This window comes from Bradyrhizobium sp. FW305-F6, from assembly GCF_058782905.1.
Map to the genome: position 1 here is coordinate 970,871 of NZ_JBYSYD010000001.1, position 14,133 is coordinate 985,003.

Sequence of the window (14,133 nt, forward strand, 5' to 3'; positions counted from 1 at the left end):
AATTGAAGCAACACAGACACCTCGATTCATAGAATTCCCTAAAGGAGGAACCCACCATGTCCACTCGTGCACACGCTCCTGCCCAGAAGTCGTCTACAGCCGAACCCGCCTCGACGGCATCGCCCTTGGCGGTACTGCGGTCGATCTTGTCGAACCCGACCGATCTGGATTTCGTCAAACAATTTACGACCGATGACTTCGTCTATGTATCGCTCAACTATGAACACGCGGAACTGAAGCAGATCATGCCTTGGGCCGGAACGAACAAAGGCACCAAGGGGCTGGTTCAGACTTTTATCGACGTCAGTCGCTACTGGACGGTGGACGACTTCCAAATTCAGGATAGCTTTGAAAATCAGAACGGCGCCGCGATCTTTGGCTCCTTTACTTACACGTCAAACGTTCTGGGCAAAACGGTCACATCACCCTTCGCGGTTCTGGCGCGCGGCGAGAACGGCAAGCTGTCCTACGTGCAGTTTATGGAAGATACCTTTGCGACAGTTCGCAGTTTTAGAGAAGGCGGCGAGTATCTCATCAAAGCCAGTCCAGACGGATCGGAAACCCTCGTCTGACAGCGAGGTTAATATCCCCCGGGGACAAGTCATCTTTTTTAGGAGACCAGGCCACGCCCGGCCAACTCATAGCTGCCGGCGCGACGAAGTCACCGCGATCCCGTTCATTGGCTTACGCTTGGGTCTCGACTGTCACCATCCGAAGCCCGGCTAACTAAATTGTCGGACAGATCACTGCGGTCATCTCAAATTGAGCAGAACCGACCGGGTGGGGGGATCGTAGATGAGCATATGTGGGAGTGCTTGGCTGGGGAACCTGGATTCGAACCAAGACAAACAGAGTCAGAGTCTGTTGTGCTACCGTTACACCATTCCCCAACGGAATAGTCGAACAAATTCATAGACTTGCCAGATTTGCTCGACTGGAGCCGGGAAGCGCAGCGCGCAGATCACGGCTCAGGCGTGGCAGCGTTCTACCCTCTCGTATCTGGGCTGGCAAGCGCTGCATGATGATCGGCTCAAAGCCCGTTTGATCAGACGACGATGTGGTCGAAGTCTGCGGCGATCCGGGTGTTCGGGAAGATTTTTGCCGCCTCGGCGAGAATCTCCTCGTCTTCGTAGCGGCCCGACATGTGGGTCAGCACGAGCTGTCCGACCTTGTTCGTGGCCGCAAAGGAAGCCGCTTCAGCCGCGGTGAGATGACCGTAGCTCCGCGCGGTCGGCGCGTCGCGATCGAGGAACGTGGCCTCGATCACCAGCATGTCGGCGCCGGTTACAAATTGCGACAGCCCCTCAGTGGTCTCGGTGTCGCCGATCACGACGAGCTTGCTGCCGCCGCTCGGCGGGCCCAGGACGTCTTCGGGATCGATGGTTCGATCGGCAAGCACGACCGGTCGGCCCGCGGCCAATTCGCCGCGCAAGGGACCGTCGGGGACACCGAGCGCAGCGAGACGATCCGGCCGAAGATGACGGCGCGCAGGGCTGTGGAAGACGAAGCCGAAACTGTCGGTGTCGCGGTGGCGCACCGGGAAACAGCCGATAGTGAATTCACCGGCGTCGATGACCTCTCCTTCGGTCAGCGCTGCGAACTCTAAGGCGATCGGCGCCCTGCCCGCGCCCCACAGGCCGGCGAGCATGCGGGTGACGAGGTCGAGCGTGCCTGCGCCGCCGTGAACGGTCATCGTCTCGGACGTCTGCCGCAAGCCGAGCGTCGAGAACAGTCCGGGGATGCCGAGCACGTGGTCGAGATGGGCGTGGGTGAGCAGGATGCGGTCGAGCCGCCGGAAGCCGGCGCCGCTGCGCAGCAGCTGGCGCTGCGTGCCCTCGCCGCAATCGACCAGGACGCGCTTGCCTGCGGCTTCCACGAGAAGCGCCGGATGGTTGCGCTCCGCCGAGGGAACGCTGGCCGATGTCCCGAGAAACGTCAGGGCGAACATGGTCGTCGATGTCCAGCGACCGCCCTTCTCCGCGTCAATACGGTTGACGGCCTCACCGTCCCCAATGCCACGCGAGCAGCAGCGCGTACAGGCCCATCGACGCGGCATAGAGCACGGCAAGCAGCACGTACCCCGCGATCTGGCGACTGATCGCGGCCTTCGGCGTCACCCACCAGTCGAGCGCCTTGAAGGCGGCGGGCACCAGCCACCAGCCGAGCAGCTGCGTGCTGACGAGATTGCCGATGAACAGCGACAGCCAGACCGGCACGCCGTTTCTGTCGATCAGGGGCGCGCTGATGAAAGTGCCCCAGAGGTAGACGACGGGATAGAGAACCAGGAGGACGATCAGGTTGCTCTTCCAGATGAAACCGGGCCCTTGCTCGGGCGCCGGCGTCTTGCCGGCCGGGAACCAGAAATTGAAACCGTAGCTCGCCCGCTTCACGTTCATGCCGGCATTGAAGCGCTCGCCCTCCTTAAGAAGGGTCTGCCGCAAGGGCGAGTCGAGCCATGCGTTGAGGTTGGCGTCGGAATCGAACGACAGGATGATGATCCATTCGTCATGGAGGCCCGGAATCGGCCGCTCGATCTTGTGCCGCAAGAAGCCCTTGAACTCGGCTTCCGACGCCTGGATGCGCTGCTGCCATTTCAGGAACGCATCCTCGAGCCCATCAGGGACCTTGAACGAGATGACGGCCGAGACTGCGCTGTCGCGCTGGACGCCGGTGTCGGGCAGGATATGGACATCCTCCGAACCGACGAAGAAGCGCTGCACGTCCGCGATGAGCCGTGCCCGCACATCGCTCTGGAGCCAGGCCCGTGCTGCGGAAGGGCTGGCGAAACGCAGGATCGTCACCCAGTCCAGATGCGCCGGCGGTCGTGGCGGCACGACCTCCTGGCCGAGAAAGCCGGGCCAAGCCTTGAGCACCTCGCCGACCTCGCCGTTCCAGCGTGCGAACGCAGCAAAGCCGTCGTCGGCAACGCGGCGCTGGATGACGAGGGCGACCGGCTGGCCGGCTGCATCAGGAGTTGCGCTCATTGGCGGCCGCTTCAGCTCTTCTTGTAGAGACGCTTGCCCATCACCCAGGTCTCGTCGACGCAGCGATCGTCGCCCACCATCATGACGGCGAACAGCATGCTCGCGGCCTCATCCATCGTGCGCGGGCCGGCGCCGTCGGCGATCAGCGACTGATGCCACGCTTGCGCGATCTGCCCGCCATTGGGATCGAGCGCGACGAAATCGGCCTCCTTGCCGGGCTCGAAATTGCCGAGCTTGTCGTCGATGTAGAGGCCTTCGGCGCCGCCGAGCGTGATCGACCAGAAACCGCGATAGGGCGAGAGCTTGTTGCGCTCGGCTTCCGCAAGATCCTTGCGCACGGGATCGATGCTGCCGTCGAGCAGCGTGTTGTTGCACATGCCGACCTTGTAGGCGTCGTCGAGCACGGAGATCATCGAGAAGCGGTTGCCGCCGCCCATGTCGGTGCCGAACGACATCTTGACGCGGTGCTCGGGATCGGTGGCGCGGCCGAGGCGGAACAGGCCGCTGCCGAGGAACAGATTCGAGCAGGGGCAGAACACCACCGCCGCGCCCTTCTTCGACATGCGGCGAAACTCGTTGTTCGAGAGATAGACGCCGTGGCCGCCGGAGAATTTCGGACCGACCAGGTCGAACTTCTCGTAGACACCGAGATAGTCCTGGCAGTCCGGATGCTCGACAAGCACCCCGCTGCATTCGGCCGGATTCTCGGAGATGTGGGTGTTGACCCAGCAGTCCGGGTGCTCGTGCTTGAGGCGCTGGCACGCTTTCAACAATTCCGGCGAGGCACCGAAGGCGAAGCGCGGCGTGATGGCGTAGAGGTTGCGGCCCTTGTTGTGGTACTGCGCAATTAGCCGCTTGCTGTCGCGATAGAAATTTTCGGGGGTATCGATGAAATCGGCCGGCGCGTTGCGATCGATCCCGGTGAGGCCGGCGATGACCCGCATGTTGCGCCTGCTCGCCTCCTCGAACAGCTCTTCGGTCGAGACCGGCGAGGAGCTGGTAAAAGCCTGGCATGTGGTGGTGCCAGAGGCGAGCAGCGCGTCGAGGAAGCGCTTGACGCCCTCGCGCGCGTAGTTGCGGTCCCGGTACTTGAGCTCTTCCGGATAGATCCATTTTTGCAGCCAGGGCAGCAGCTGCTCGCCATAGGCCCCCAACACGCGGGTCTGCGGCAGATGGATGTGGCCGTCGATGAAGCCCGGGACGATGATGCGGTCCTTGATGTGGGTGATCTCGACGCCCGGATGCGCAGCGGAGATTTTGTCATAAGGGCCGAACGCCTCGATCACGCCGTCCGTGACGACCATGAGACCATCCCAGTGAAAGCGCGCGGCGGCCTGCTCGTTGCCGACGTGCTTCCAGGGATCGTCGACGAAGTCGAAGAACGTGCCGCGAATGGCAACGGTGGTCATGATTGGTTCCTCCCTCAAGCCTGTGTCGTGTGGCGCGCCGATGGCAGCGAGATCGCGAGCAACGTTCCGGCGACGGCGCAGAGGCCGAGATAGAGCCATCCGAGCGGCGCCTGCGTTGCTTCAGGCAGCACCGCCGCGATCGCCATGACGCCGCTCACCGCGAGATAGCAGAGCGCGCTGATGAGACCGCCGATCAGGCCGTGGTCGCGTTCGAACAGGCCGAGCGCCATGCCGTACATCATCGGGCACAGCACGCCGCAGCCGCCGAGCACCAGCGCACCGCCGATCGTGATCGACACGAAGTCGAGACCGAGGGTCAGGCCCGTCCCGGTCAGGACCGCAGCGCCGGCGAGAAACAGCGCGAAGGCGCCGAAGCCCATCACGCGTGCCGGCATGAATCGCGCGAAATGGGCGCAGCCCAGTTCGCCTGCGAGATTGACGCCGCCAAGGCCGAGCGCGACGAGGCCGTAGATGGCCGCCGAATAGCCGAGGCCGGTCTGGTAGAAGAACGGCGCGACGACGCCGAAGGCGAGCTGCGCGCTCGCGGCCGCGGCGAAGACCAGCACGAAAGCGAGGAAGCCCGGACGCACCACCGCATCGCGCAGGATGCCCGCGGTGCGGCGCGGATCGAACGGTGCACGGCGCTCCGCCGGCAAGGTCTCGGGCAGGAACAGTGCGACGATCCCGGCGACGATCGCCGCGGCGATGGCAATGACGACGAACACGCCGCGCCAGGAGGTCAGCTCGACGATGAAGCCGCCGGCCGCCGGCGCAAGCACGGGCGCAAGACCCCAGGCAGCACCAAGCAGGCCGGAAATCGCAGTGAGCTCGCGTCCGCGATAGCAATCAGCGGCGACCGCATAGGCGACGACGAGGCAGGTGCAGCCGCCGACGCCTTGCAGGAAGCGCAAGCCAAGCAGCAGCGAGGCGCTGGTGGCGAGTGCGCAGGCGACGCTCATCGCGATCAGCACCGATAATCCCGCGAGCAGGACGTTGCGGCGGCCGAGCGTGTCGGAGGCGATGCCGACCGGCACCAGGGCAAGGCTCATGCCGAGCATGTAGGCGGTGACGGTGTTTTGCATCGACGCCGCGTCGGTGGCGAGATCCACCACCATCTGCGGCAGGCCCGGCGTATAGGCATCGAGCGGAATCTGGCTGAACGGCACGACGCACAACAGGATCGGCACGATCCCACTCCTGGCGCGACCGGCGTCCGAAGCAAGTGCAGCCATGACTAACGCCCCTCGATGTCCGCGGCCCCGTCTTTTCGTGCGCGCAATGAGAAGCGTCGATGCGGTTGCGGATATTGACGCGCGGGACGTTGACACAACTGTGTGTAGAAACTCTTAGGAGGTCCCGTACCGAAACGATGCGCGGCGCTGGATGTTCGGGCTCTGGGCACGCTCAAACAAAAACGCGAAAACAACCCCATGCACAGTATGAATCATTGAAGAATTTCGCACCGCGCGGTGCGGATGGTGCCAGCCGGAGCCGTTTGACACGTCGGGCAGAACAGGCGCAAGCTTGCATGGTCGCCGATCGCGTATCCGCAACTCACGCCAACGCGTTAACCGCTCGGAAGCCATGGCTGCTGCGAAACGTGAGCGGACTCGGCATCGGCACTGCGTCGATGGCGCGAGGATTCTGTGCACGCGCCCGATCGCAGTTTGCACGAGGCCATGCTTGTACGGCCGAGCCCGGCAGGCGTCGGCAATCGAGGTCGGAAATGACTCTCCTCAGAAGTGGCGGCGTGTGGTTGAACGAACCGAAACGATGGACGGCGGAGGACGATCGTCTCCAGGTCGTTACGGACAATGCCACCGACTTCTGGCGCGAAACCCACTACGGCTTTAATCGCGACAGCGGTCATTTCCTGGGGTTTCCAACCGGCGAGGCATTCACCGCCAGCTTACGTGTTCAGAGCGACTTCCAGGCCCTCTATGATCAGGCGGGCATCATGGTGCGCATCGATGCGCACCATTGGGTCAAGGCCGGGATAGAACTCTCGGACGGTCGCGCCATGCTTGCAAGCGTGCTCACCGACGGGCGATCGGACTGGGCAACTGCCCCCTATGACCATGATGCAGGAGACTTCTGGATCCGCGCAACCGTCGCCGACGGCGTCCTTCGCCTACAGGTTTCGGCCGACGGCAAGTCCTGGCCTCTCATGCGGCTAGCGCCGTTTCCGGCTGCAAGCTCCTACCTTGTGGGACCGATGGCCTGCACTCCCGAGCGGGCGGGGCTCGAAGTCGTGTTCTCGAATTTTCGTCTGACACCGCCGCTTGGAAAGGACGTTCACGACCTGAGCTGAGCGGGTCTGGCGAGCTCTCGCGCTCCCGAGCGGGCAGATCGTCGTTCACCCGCAGCGCCCTGCCACTTTCTCTACCGCTTCGTCGACTGCGCTTCCACCGCCTGCACCGCGACATCAGCGACCTGCCGCAGCGCTTCGCGGTCCGCGCCGGAGGACGCCATCACGCCCATGCCGACGGACACCGCGGAGACATAACGCGCAAGCGCGGCGGGATCGGCGCTTTCCTTGAGATCACCTTCGGCCTTGGCGCGAACGAAGCGGTCGCGGAGCTGCTCCTCGTTCTGGGCGCGGCGCGCGGCGAGCTCGAAGGGAACGTTCTCCGAGCCGGTGCCGCAGGCAACGCCGCCCTGCACCAGCAGGCAGCCGGGCGGGTTGGCAGGATCGGTCTGCTTGTCGGCAATTCCCATCAGCATCCGCTCGGCGACGGCGCGGGCAGTCGGTGCCGCCACCACCTCGTCCATCCAGATGTTGCGCAGCTTGGTGTAGCGGTCGAGCGCGGCCTTCAGCAGGCCTTCCTTGTTGCCGAAACAGGCGTAGAGACTGGGCGGGTTGATGCCCATGGCCTCGGTCAGCTGCGCGATCGTGGCGCCCTCATAGCCATGGCGCCAAAACACTTCCATCGCCTGGTCCAACGCCGTTTCGGCGTCGAATTCGCGGGGGCGTCCCATGCGCATGTGCCTGTCTCCTTGGAATCGGCGGTCATTATCAGCCTAACGCCGCCTGCTATCTATTTGTTCTAACTTTCTTTTTCTTGTGATTTCCAATCGTCGCGGTATCGGCGTACAATTTTCTTAGTGAATGGTACATAAGTATCTTGCACTGCAGTATCCAGCTCCACATCTGTAGTGAACACTACATATCTGGAGCGCGCAAATGCCCCCCTCCCAAACTACCTCTCGCACCGGACGTCTCCGCCGCTTCCTCGGTGGCGCCGCGCTCGTGGGTGCCCTCGCCCTGGCCGGCTCGATCGCGACCGGTCGCTATTTTCATGCCGCGCAGGCGACGGCACCGGCGGCAGCCGAACAAGCCGTTTCCGTCACCGTTGCTATGATCGAGCCACGGCAGACCGTGCTGTGGGACGATTTTTCCGGCCGGCTCGAGGCCATCCAGCGTGTCGAACTGCGCCCGCGGGTGGCCGGTGCGATCATGTCGGCGAACTTCACCGAGGGCGCGCTGGTCAAGGCCGGCGACGTGCTGTTCAAGATCGATCCGGCGCCCTACGCGGCGGAGGTCGACAAGGCGGCGGCCCAGCTCGAGGCAACGAAAGCCCGCGTCGTCTTCACCCAGAGCGAGCTCGATCGCGGCGCCCAGCTCGTCGGCAACGCCGTGGTCACCCGGCGCGACTACGACCAGCGCGACAACGCCCACCGCGAGGCGATCGCCAACGTCAAGGCGGCCGAGGCGACGCTGCAAACGGCAAAGCTCAATCTCGACTACACCGAGGTGCGCGCGCCCGTCGATGGCCGCGTCGGCAAGATCGAGGTCACCGTCGGCAATCTCGTCGCCGCCGGCACCGCCTCCCCGGTCTTGACCTCGCTGGTCTCGGTCAATCCGATCTACGCCTCGTTCGATGCGGATGAAGAACTCGTGCTGCGCGCGCTGAACTCGATCGCGGATGGCTCCGGCCAACGCGGCAAGCTCGACCAGATCCCGGTGGAGATGACGACCTCCGGCGGGCTGTCGGCCAAGGGCCATATCCAGCTGATCGACAACCAGGTCAACGGCCAGAGCGGCACCATCCGTGTCCGCGCCGTGTTCCGTAATGAGGACGGACGTCTGATCCCAGGCCAGTTCGCCCGCGTGCGCATGGGCCAGCCCAAGCAACAGGCGCTGGTGATGATCGACGAGCGCGCGATCGGCACCGACCAGGACAAGAAGTTCGTGATGACGGTCGGCGACGACAACCGCGCCGTCTACCGGACGGTCACGCTCGGCGGCACCGTCGACGGGCTTCGCATCGTCACCTCGGGCCTGAAGCCCGGCGAGCGCATCGTCGTCAACGGCCTGCAGCGCGTGCGTCCCGGCGCCCTCCTCAAGACGGAGGTGGCGGCGATGGGTGCGCGAGGGCCGCAGCAGGCGTCGAAGCACGGCAACCAGGACGTGGTGCAACGCTAGTGCACCCCGTCATCCGGGGCGCGCATCGCGCGAACTACGGTGCGCAATCGCGCACCTGAGAATCTCAAGCGTACGAAACTCCGATCACGTCACCTCTGGATTCCGGGTTCGCGCTTCGCGCGCCCCGGAATGACGGCGACGCTGTCCGGGGACGACCAAGATATTGCCCAGGGGCAAAACCATGAATCTCTCGAAGTTCTTCATCGATCGTCCGATTTTCGCCGGCGTGTTGTCGGTCCTGATCTTTCTGGCAGGGCTCATCTCGCTGTTCGCGATGCCGATCTCGGAATATCCGGACGTGGTGCCGCCCTCCGTCGTGGTGCGCGCGACCTATCCCGGCGCCAATCCCAAGGTGATCGCGGAGACGGTGGCGACCCCGATCGAGGAGCAGATCAACGGCGTCGAGAACATGCTCTACATGTCGAGCCAGGCGACCACCGACGGCGCGATGACGCTGACGGTGACGTTCCGCCTCGGCACCGACCCCGACAAGGCGACGCAGCTGGTGCAGAACCGCGTGCAGCAAGCCGAGCCGCGGCTGCCCGCCGTGGTGCGCCAGCTCGGCATCATCACCAAGAAGTCGTCGCCCGACCTCACCATGGTCGTGCATCTGCTGTCGCCGAACGGCCGCTACGACATGACGTATTTGCGCAACTATGCGGTCCTCAACGTCAAGGACCGCCTGGCGCGGATCGACGGCGTCGGCGACGTGCAGCTCTACGGCGCCGGCGACTATTCGATGCGGGTCTGGGTCGATCCGCAGAAGGCGGCCGAGCACGGCCTGACCGCGAGCGATCTCGTGCGGGCGATCCAGGCGCAGAACGTCGAGGCCGCCGCCGGCGTGGTCGGCTCCTCTCCGAACGTCAGCGGCATCGATCTTCAGCTCTCCGTCAACGCGGAGGGCCGGCTCGCGAATGAAGAGCAGTTCGGCGACATCGTGGTCAAGACCGGGACGCGCGGCGAAGTGGTACGGCTGCGCGATGTCGCGCGCATCGAGTTGGGTGCGTCCGAGTACGGCTTGCGTTCGCTGCTCGACAACAAGCATGCGGTGGCGATCCCGATCTCGCAGGCGCCAGGCTCCAACGCGCTGCAGATCTCAGACAACGTCCGCGCCACCATGGCCGAGATCAAGAAGAACATGCCGGAGGGCGTGTCCTACCAGATCGTCTACGATCCCACCCAGTTCGTCCGCTCCTCGATCGAAGCCGTCATCCACACGCTGCTGGAAGCCATCGCCCTCGTCGTGCTGGTGGTGATCCTGTTCCTGCAGACCTGGCGGGCCTCGATCATCCCGCTGCTGGCCGTTCCGGTGTCGATCGTCGGCACCTTCGCCGTGATGCACGTGTTCGGCTTCTCGATCAACGCGCTCACCCTGTTCGGCCTCGTGCTCGCCATCGGCATCGTCGTCGACGACGCCATCGTCGTGGTCGAGAACGTCGAGCGCAACATCGAGGGCGGGCTGTCGCCGCGCGATGCCACCTATCAGGCCATGCGCGAGGTATCTGGGCCGATCATCGCGATCGCGCTGGTGCTGGTCGCGGTGTTCGTGCCGCTCGCCTTCATCTCCGGCCTCACCGGGCAGTTCTACAAGCAGTTCGCGCTGACGATCGCGATTTCGACCGTCATCTCCGCCATCAACTCGTTGACGCTGTCACCGGCGCTGTCGGCGCTGCTGCTCAAGGGCCACGATGAACCGAAGGACCGGCTGACGCTCATCATGGAGAAGAGCCTCGGCTGGTTCTTCCGCGGCTTCAACAAGGCCTTCACGCGCTCCTCGGAGAATTACAGCGGCAGCGTCAGCAAGGTGATTTCGGGCAAGGCGGCCGTGATGGGCGTTTATGTGGTCCTGGTCGGACTCACTGCGCTTCTCTTCCAGCAGGTGCCTGGCGGATTCGTGCCGGGTCAGGACAAGCAGTACCTGGTCGGCTTTGCCCGTCTGCCCGACGGCGCCACGCTCGACCGCAGCGAGGAGGTGATCCGCAAGATGAGCGACATCGCGCTGACCCAGCCCGGTGTCGAGAGCTCGGTGGCCTTCCCGGGCCTGTCGATCTCCGGCTTCACCAACTCCTCCAACGCCGGCATCGTGTTCTCGACGCTGAAGCCGTTCGACGAACGCAAGGATCCCTCGCTCAGCGGCCCCGCACTCGCGGCCGAGCTGAACAAGAAATATGCCGGCATCCAGGAAGCCTTCATCGCCATGTTCCCGCCGCCGCCGGTCAACGGTCTCGGCACCATCGGCGGCTTCAAGCTCCAGATCGAGGACCGGGCCGGCCTCGGCTATGACGCCCTGAACGAGGCCACCAACGCCTTCATGGCGGCGATGCAGAAGGCGCCGCAGATCGCCGGCGTGTTCTCGAGCTTCCAGGTCAACGTGCCCCAGCTGTTCGCGGACATCGACCGCACCAAGGCGCTGCAGCTGGGCGTGCCCGTGACCGAGGTGTTCAACACGCTGCAGATCTACCTCGGCTCCTACTACGTCAACGATTTCAACAAATTCGGCCGCACCTATTCCGTCCGGGTCCAGGCCGACGCACCGTTCCGCGCGCGGGCCGACGACATCAGGCAGTTGAAGGTGCGCTCGTCCTCCGGCGACATGGTGCCGTTGTCGGCGCTGCTCACGATCCGCCAGAGCGCGGGGCCGGAGCGCGCGATCCGCTACAACGGATTCCTGTCCTCCGACATCAACGCAGCGGCCGCGCCCGGCTTCTCATCGGGCCAAGCCCAGGAGGCGGCGACGCGGATCGCGGCGGAGGTGCTGCCGCCGGGCTTTGCCTTCGAGTGGACCGACCTAACCTATCAGGAGTTCATCGCCGGCAATTCCGGCATGTGGGTATTCCCGCTGGCGATCCTGCTGGTGTTCCTGGTGCTGGCCGCCCTCTACGAGAGCCTGACCCTGCCGCTGTCGATCATCATGATCGTGCCGATGGGCTTGCTCGCGGCGATGTTCGGCGTCTGGATCTCCAAGGGCGACAACAACGTCTTCACCCAGATCGGGCTCATCGTGCTGGTCGGCCTCTCCGCCAAGAACGCGATCCTGATCGTCGAATTCGCGCGCGAGCTCGAATTCGCGGGACGTACGCCGATCCGGGCCGCGATCGAGGCCAGCCGGCTGCGGCTGCGTCCGATCCTGATGACGTCGATGGCGTTCATCATGGGCGTGCTGCCGCTGGTGCTCTCGACCGGGGCCGGCTCGGAGATGCGGCGCGCGATGGGCGTTGCCGTGTTCTCCGGCATGATCGGCGTCACCGTGTTCGGCCTGTTCCTTACGCCGGTGTTCTACGTGCTGCTCAGAACCGTCGCCGGCATGAAACCGCTAACCCATCACGGCAGCGACGTCAGCGCGGCGCCGGTCCAGGGGCCTGCCGAGTGACACGGTCCTGCCGCGGCATGCCCCCGGCGCAGGGTTATCGCATATGCTTTCACGGGGACATCCGTGGGCTTGCGCCGGCTCTCCCGCTTGCGCAGGGCAATCGCATATGGGAGCGATCTCGCCTGTGGCCATCCTTCGAGACGCCCGCCGTTGGCGGGCCCTCAGGATGAGGACCGCATGCGTTTCGCTGGTCTCAACGGGCACCGGTGCCGCTTAGCCTCACCCTGAGGGACCGCGAAGCGGTCGTCTCGAAGGGCGAGGCGCGCGCTCAGGTCTTTCAAAAGCCCGTATACGATAGCTCTGCCCGCTTGCGGGAGAGGCCGACGTGCTCGCAGAGCGCGGTGAGGGCTCTCACCGCGCAGGGATATACTCGGCAAATTCTCGACAACCCCAACGCGGAGACACCCTCTCCCCAACCCTCCCCCGCAAGCGGGGGAGGAAGCCCAGTGCCGATGCCGCCGCATTGTGCACGCCATATGCGATCGCTTGGCCCCCGGTCGGGACCAACGAGATCCGATCGATTATCTCCGATTCTCTTCGCAGAATTTCAGCGCCGCCAGCGCTTCGCCGGCCCGCGGGATCTGCATCTCTATACTGTCCTCGTCGTCGTCCTCGAAATCGAGCGTGAGGCGCTTGGCCTTGGCGAGGCGATCCATGATCGATTGCTCGTATGCGAAGATGCCGCGCACACCCTATCCCCGCCGCGGCACGATGGCGATCGGCGTGAACGTGTAAACCTCCTCGCCGTTCTGGTTGAACATGGTCCATTTCACCAGCGCGACGCCTTGCGGTTTGGACTTGGACGGCGTCAGGCTCATGACCTCGCCGACCAGATGCACACGATCATTCGGTCGTACCGGCAACGTCCAGCGCAAGCCGTCCACACCGGCGCCGATCAGCGGATGCGGGCCGAACGGACGGGCCTGGATTGCGAGGTTCATGGCGATCGCGGCGGTGTGCCATCCCGAGGCGGCAAGCCCCCTGAACAGGGTCTGCTTCGCCGCCTCGTCATCGAGATGCATCGGCTGCGGATCGAACTCGGCGGCGAAGCGCTTGATGTCGGCCTCGGTAATTACAACTTCCGGGGATTTGAACCGCATCCCAATGGTGAGATCGTCGAACCACTCGACCTGCGCCATGATTTTGCCTCGCAATGCGTCGCTGACCTGGCGGCGGCTCAAACCACCCTTAGCACTTGCAAATATAGCGGGCCCCCAGCGCCCAAACCACCCCGGGTTCCGCGCGAAACCCCTTTCCCGGTGCGACGAAACACGCCTGAAACAGATAGCCGGTTAAGTGGTTGTCAAAATAAATACAGGGACGTCCACCATGCAGTTCATCCTCGACCTGATCTACGAATATTCCTGCTGTCAGAACCTCGTTCACCAGCCGCTGGGGGAGGACGAGCAATGATCGAGCTGATCTCCGCAGTGCTCGCTCTCTGCAGCATTGGTGTCTTTGCCGCACATGCGCTGGACGCCTACAACACCACGCACTCCTGAACGCCCCGAGGCCCTAAAACGGCCGCCGGTAGAAGTGATCGGAATGCGTGGCCGGCGGAAACCGGTTGGCGAGCGCAAGCGATCCTTTTTCGTCCGTTTCGAGCGCAATTTTCTGCGCCAGCATGACGTCTCCGGGCACCAGAAAACCTGAGGGGACGAAGCACCAGCCCATCGTCGCGCGGCCCTCACCGTCGATCTCGTGGACATTGGCCGCGGTGCCGTAGTGGATGCGATATCTCTTGCCGGTATCGCAGCCGACGACGTCGAAATAGCGGTGCTGCTCGAACTGCGCGCGCTGCGCCGGCGAAAGCCATTCGACCAACAGCCGGCGACCTCGTGCATCCGGCGTGTTCTCGCCGAAAAAGCGCCGATAGAGTTCACGCAGCGCCTGCAGACGCGCACGCGCCGGCGCGCGGAGCCAAACTGCCGCAATCATGATCAG

General features: G+C 64.2%; 12 protein-coding genes and 1 tRNA gene. 4 read left to right on the forward strand and 9 right to left on the reverse strand.

The genetic code is table 11. From position 1 onward, the window contains the following. The first annotated feature begins 56 nt into the window (after positions 1–56). On the forward strand, positions 57–572 hold the full coding sequence (locus AC3WLX_RS04765; RefSeq protein ID WP_492334888.1) for a nuclear transport factor 2 family protein: 516 nt from the start codon (positions 57–59) through the stop codon (positions 570–572). 244 nt (positions 573–816) lie between these two features. Here AC3WLX_RS04765 and AC3WLX_RS04770 read toward each other — a convergent pair. From AC3WLX_RS04770 to AC3WLX_RS04790, 5 genes are all read right to left on the reverse strand, one after another. After that, a tRNA-Gln gene (locus tag AC3WLX_RS04770) sits at positions 817–890 on the reverse strand. 155 nt (positions 891–1,045) lie between these two features. Next, a complete protein-coding gene (gene rnz, locus AC3WLX_RS04775; protein ID WP_492334889.1) occupies positions 1,046–1,948 on the reverse strand; it encodes a ribonuclease Z in 903 nt (300 codons plus the stop codon). Positions 1,949–2,000: 52 nt separating this feature from the next. Beyond that, a complete protein-coding gene (locus AC3WLX_RS04780) occupies positions 2,001–2,984 on the reverse strand; it encodes an antibiotic biosynthesis monooxygenase (protein WP_492334890.1) in 984 nt (327 codons plus the stop codon). An 11-nt stretch (positions 2,985–2,995) separates the two neighbouring features. Next, positions 2,996–4,393, reverse strand: coding sequence for a guanine deaminase (guaD, locus tag AC3WLX_RS04785; protein WP_291623027.1), 1,398 nt, complete (start codon positions 4,391–4,393; stop codon positions 2,996–2,998). A 14-nt stretch (positions 4,394–4,407) separates the two neighbouring features. Next, on the reverse strand, positions 4,408–5,625 hold the full coding sequence (locus AC3WLX_RS04790) for a multidrug effflux MFS transporter (RefSeq protein ID WP_291623025.1): 1,218 nt from the start codon (positions 5,623–5,625) through the stop codon (positions 4,408–4,410). A 494-nt stretch (positions 5,626–6,119) separates the two neighbouring features. On the opposite strand from AC3WLX_RS04790, the gene AC3WLX_RS04795 reads away from it, so the two are divergent. Beyond that, complete coding sequence (locus AC3WLX_RS04795) at positions 6,120–6,704, forward strand: DUF1349 domain-containing protein (protein WP_492334891.1); 585 nt, start codon at positions 6,120–6,122, stop codon at positions 6,702–6,704. 71 nt (positions 6,705–6,775) lie between these two features. On the opposite strand, the gene AC3WLX_RS04800 is transcribed toward AC3WLX_RS04795, so the two are convergent. Next, positions 6,776–7,378 carry a TetR/AcrR family transcriptional regulator gene (locus AC3WLX_RS04800; RefSeq protein ID WP_291623023.1) on the reverse strand — a complete coding sequence of 201 codons (603 nt, stop codon included), beginning with the start codon at positions 7,376–7,378 and terminating at the stop codon, positions 6,776–6,778. Positions 7,379–7,577: 199 nt separating this feature from the next. On the opposite strand from AC3WLX_RS04800, the gene AC3WLX_RS04805 reads away from it, so the two are divergent. Both AC3WLX_RS04805 and AC3WLX_RS04810 read left to right on the forward strand, forming a co-directional pair. Then, positions 7,578–8,819 carry an efflux RND transporter periplasmic adaptor subunit gene (locus tag AC3WLX_RS04805; RefSeq protein WP_492334892.1) on the forward strand — a complete coding sequence of 414 codons (1,242 nt, stop codon included), beginning with the start codon at positions 7,578–7,580 and terminating at the stop codon, positions 8,817–8,819. Between the two features lie 181 nt (positions 8,820–9,000). After that, complete coding sequence (locus tag AC3WLX_RS04810; protein WP_492334893.1) at positions 9,001–12,189, forward strand: efflux RND transporter permease subunit; 3,189 nt, start codon at positions 9,001–9,003, stop codon at positions 12,187–12,189. Between the two features lie 521 nt (positions 12,190–12,710). Here the strand turns inward: AC3WLX_RS04810 and AC3WLX_RS04815 are convergent. The 3 genes from AC3WLX_RS04815 to AC3WLX_RS04825 form a co-directional block, all read right to left on the reverse strand. Next, positions 12,711–12,845: a hypothetical protein gene (locus AC3WLX_RS04815; RefSeq protein ID WP_492335951.1), complete on the reverse strand. Its 135-nt coding sequence runs from the start codon at positions 12,843–12,845 to the stop codon at positions 12,711–12,713. Between the two features lie 36 nt (positions 12,846–12,881). After that, entirely contained in the window at positions 12,882–13,328 is a 447-nt protein-coding gene (locus AC3WLX_RS04820; RefSeq protein ID WP_492334894.1) for a MaoC family dehydratase, read from the reverse strand. Positions 13,329–13,704: 376 nt separating this feature from the next. Next, a complete protein-coding gene (locus AC3WLX_RS04825) occupies positions 13,705–14,127 on the reverse strand; it encodes a hypothetical protein (protein ID WP_492334895.1) in 423 nt (140 codons plus the stop codon). Positions 14,128–14,133: the final 6 nt, after the last annotated feature.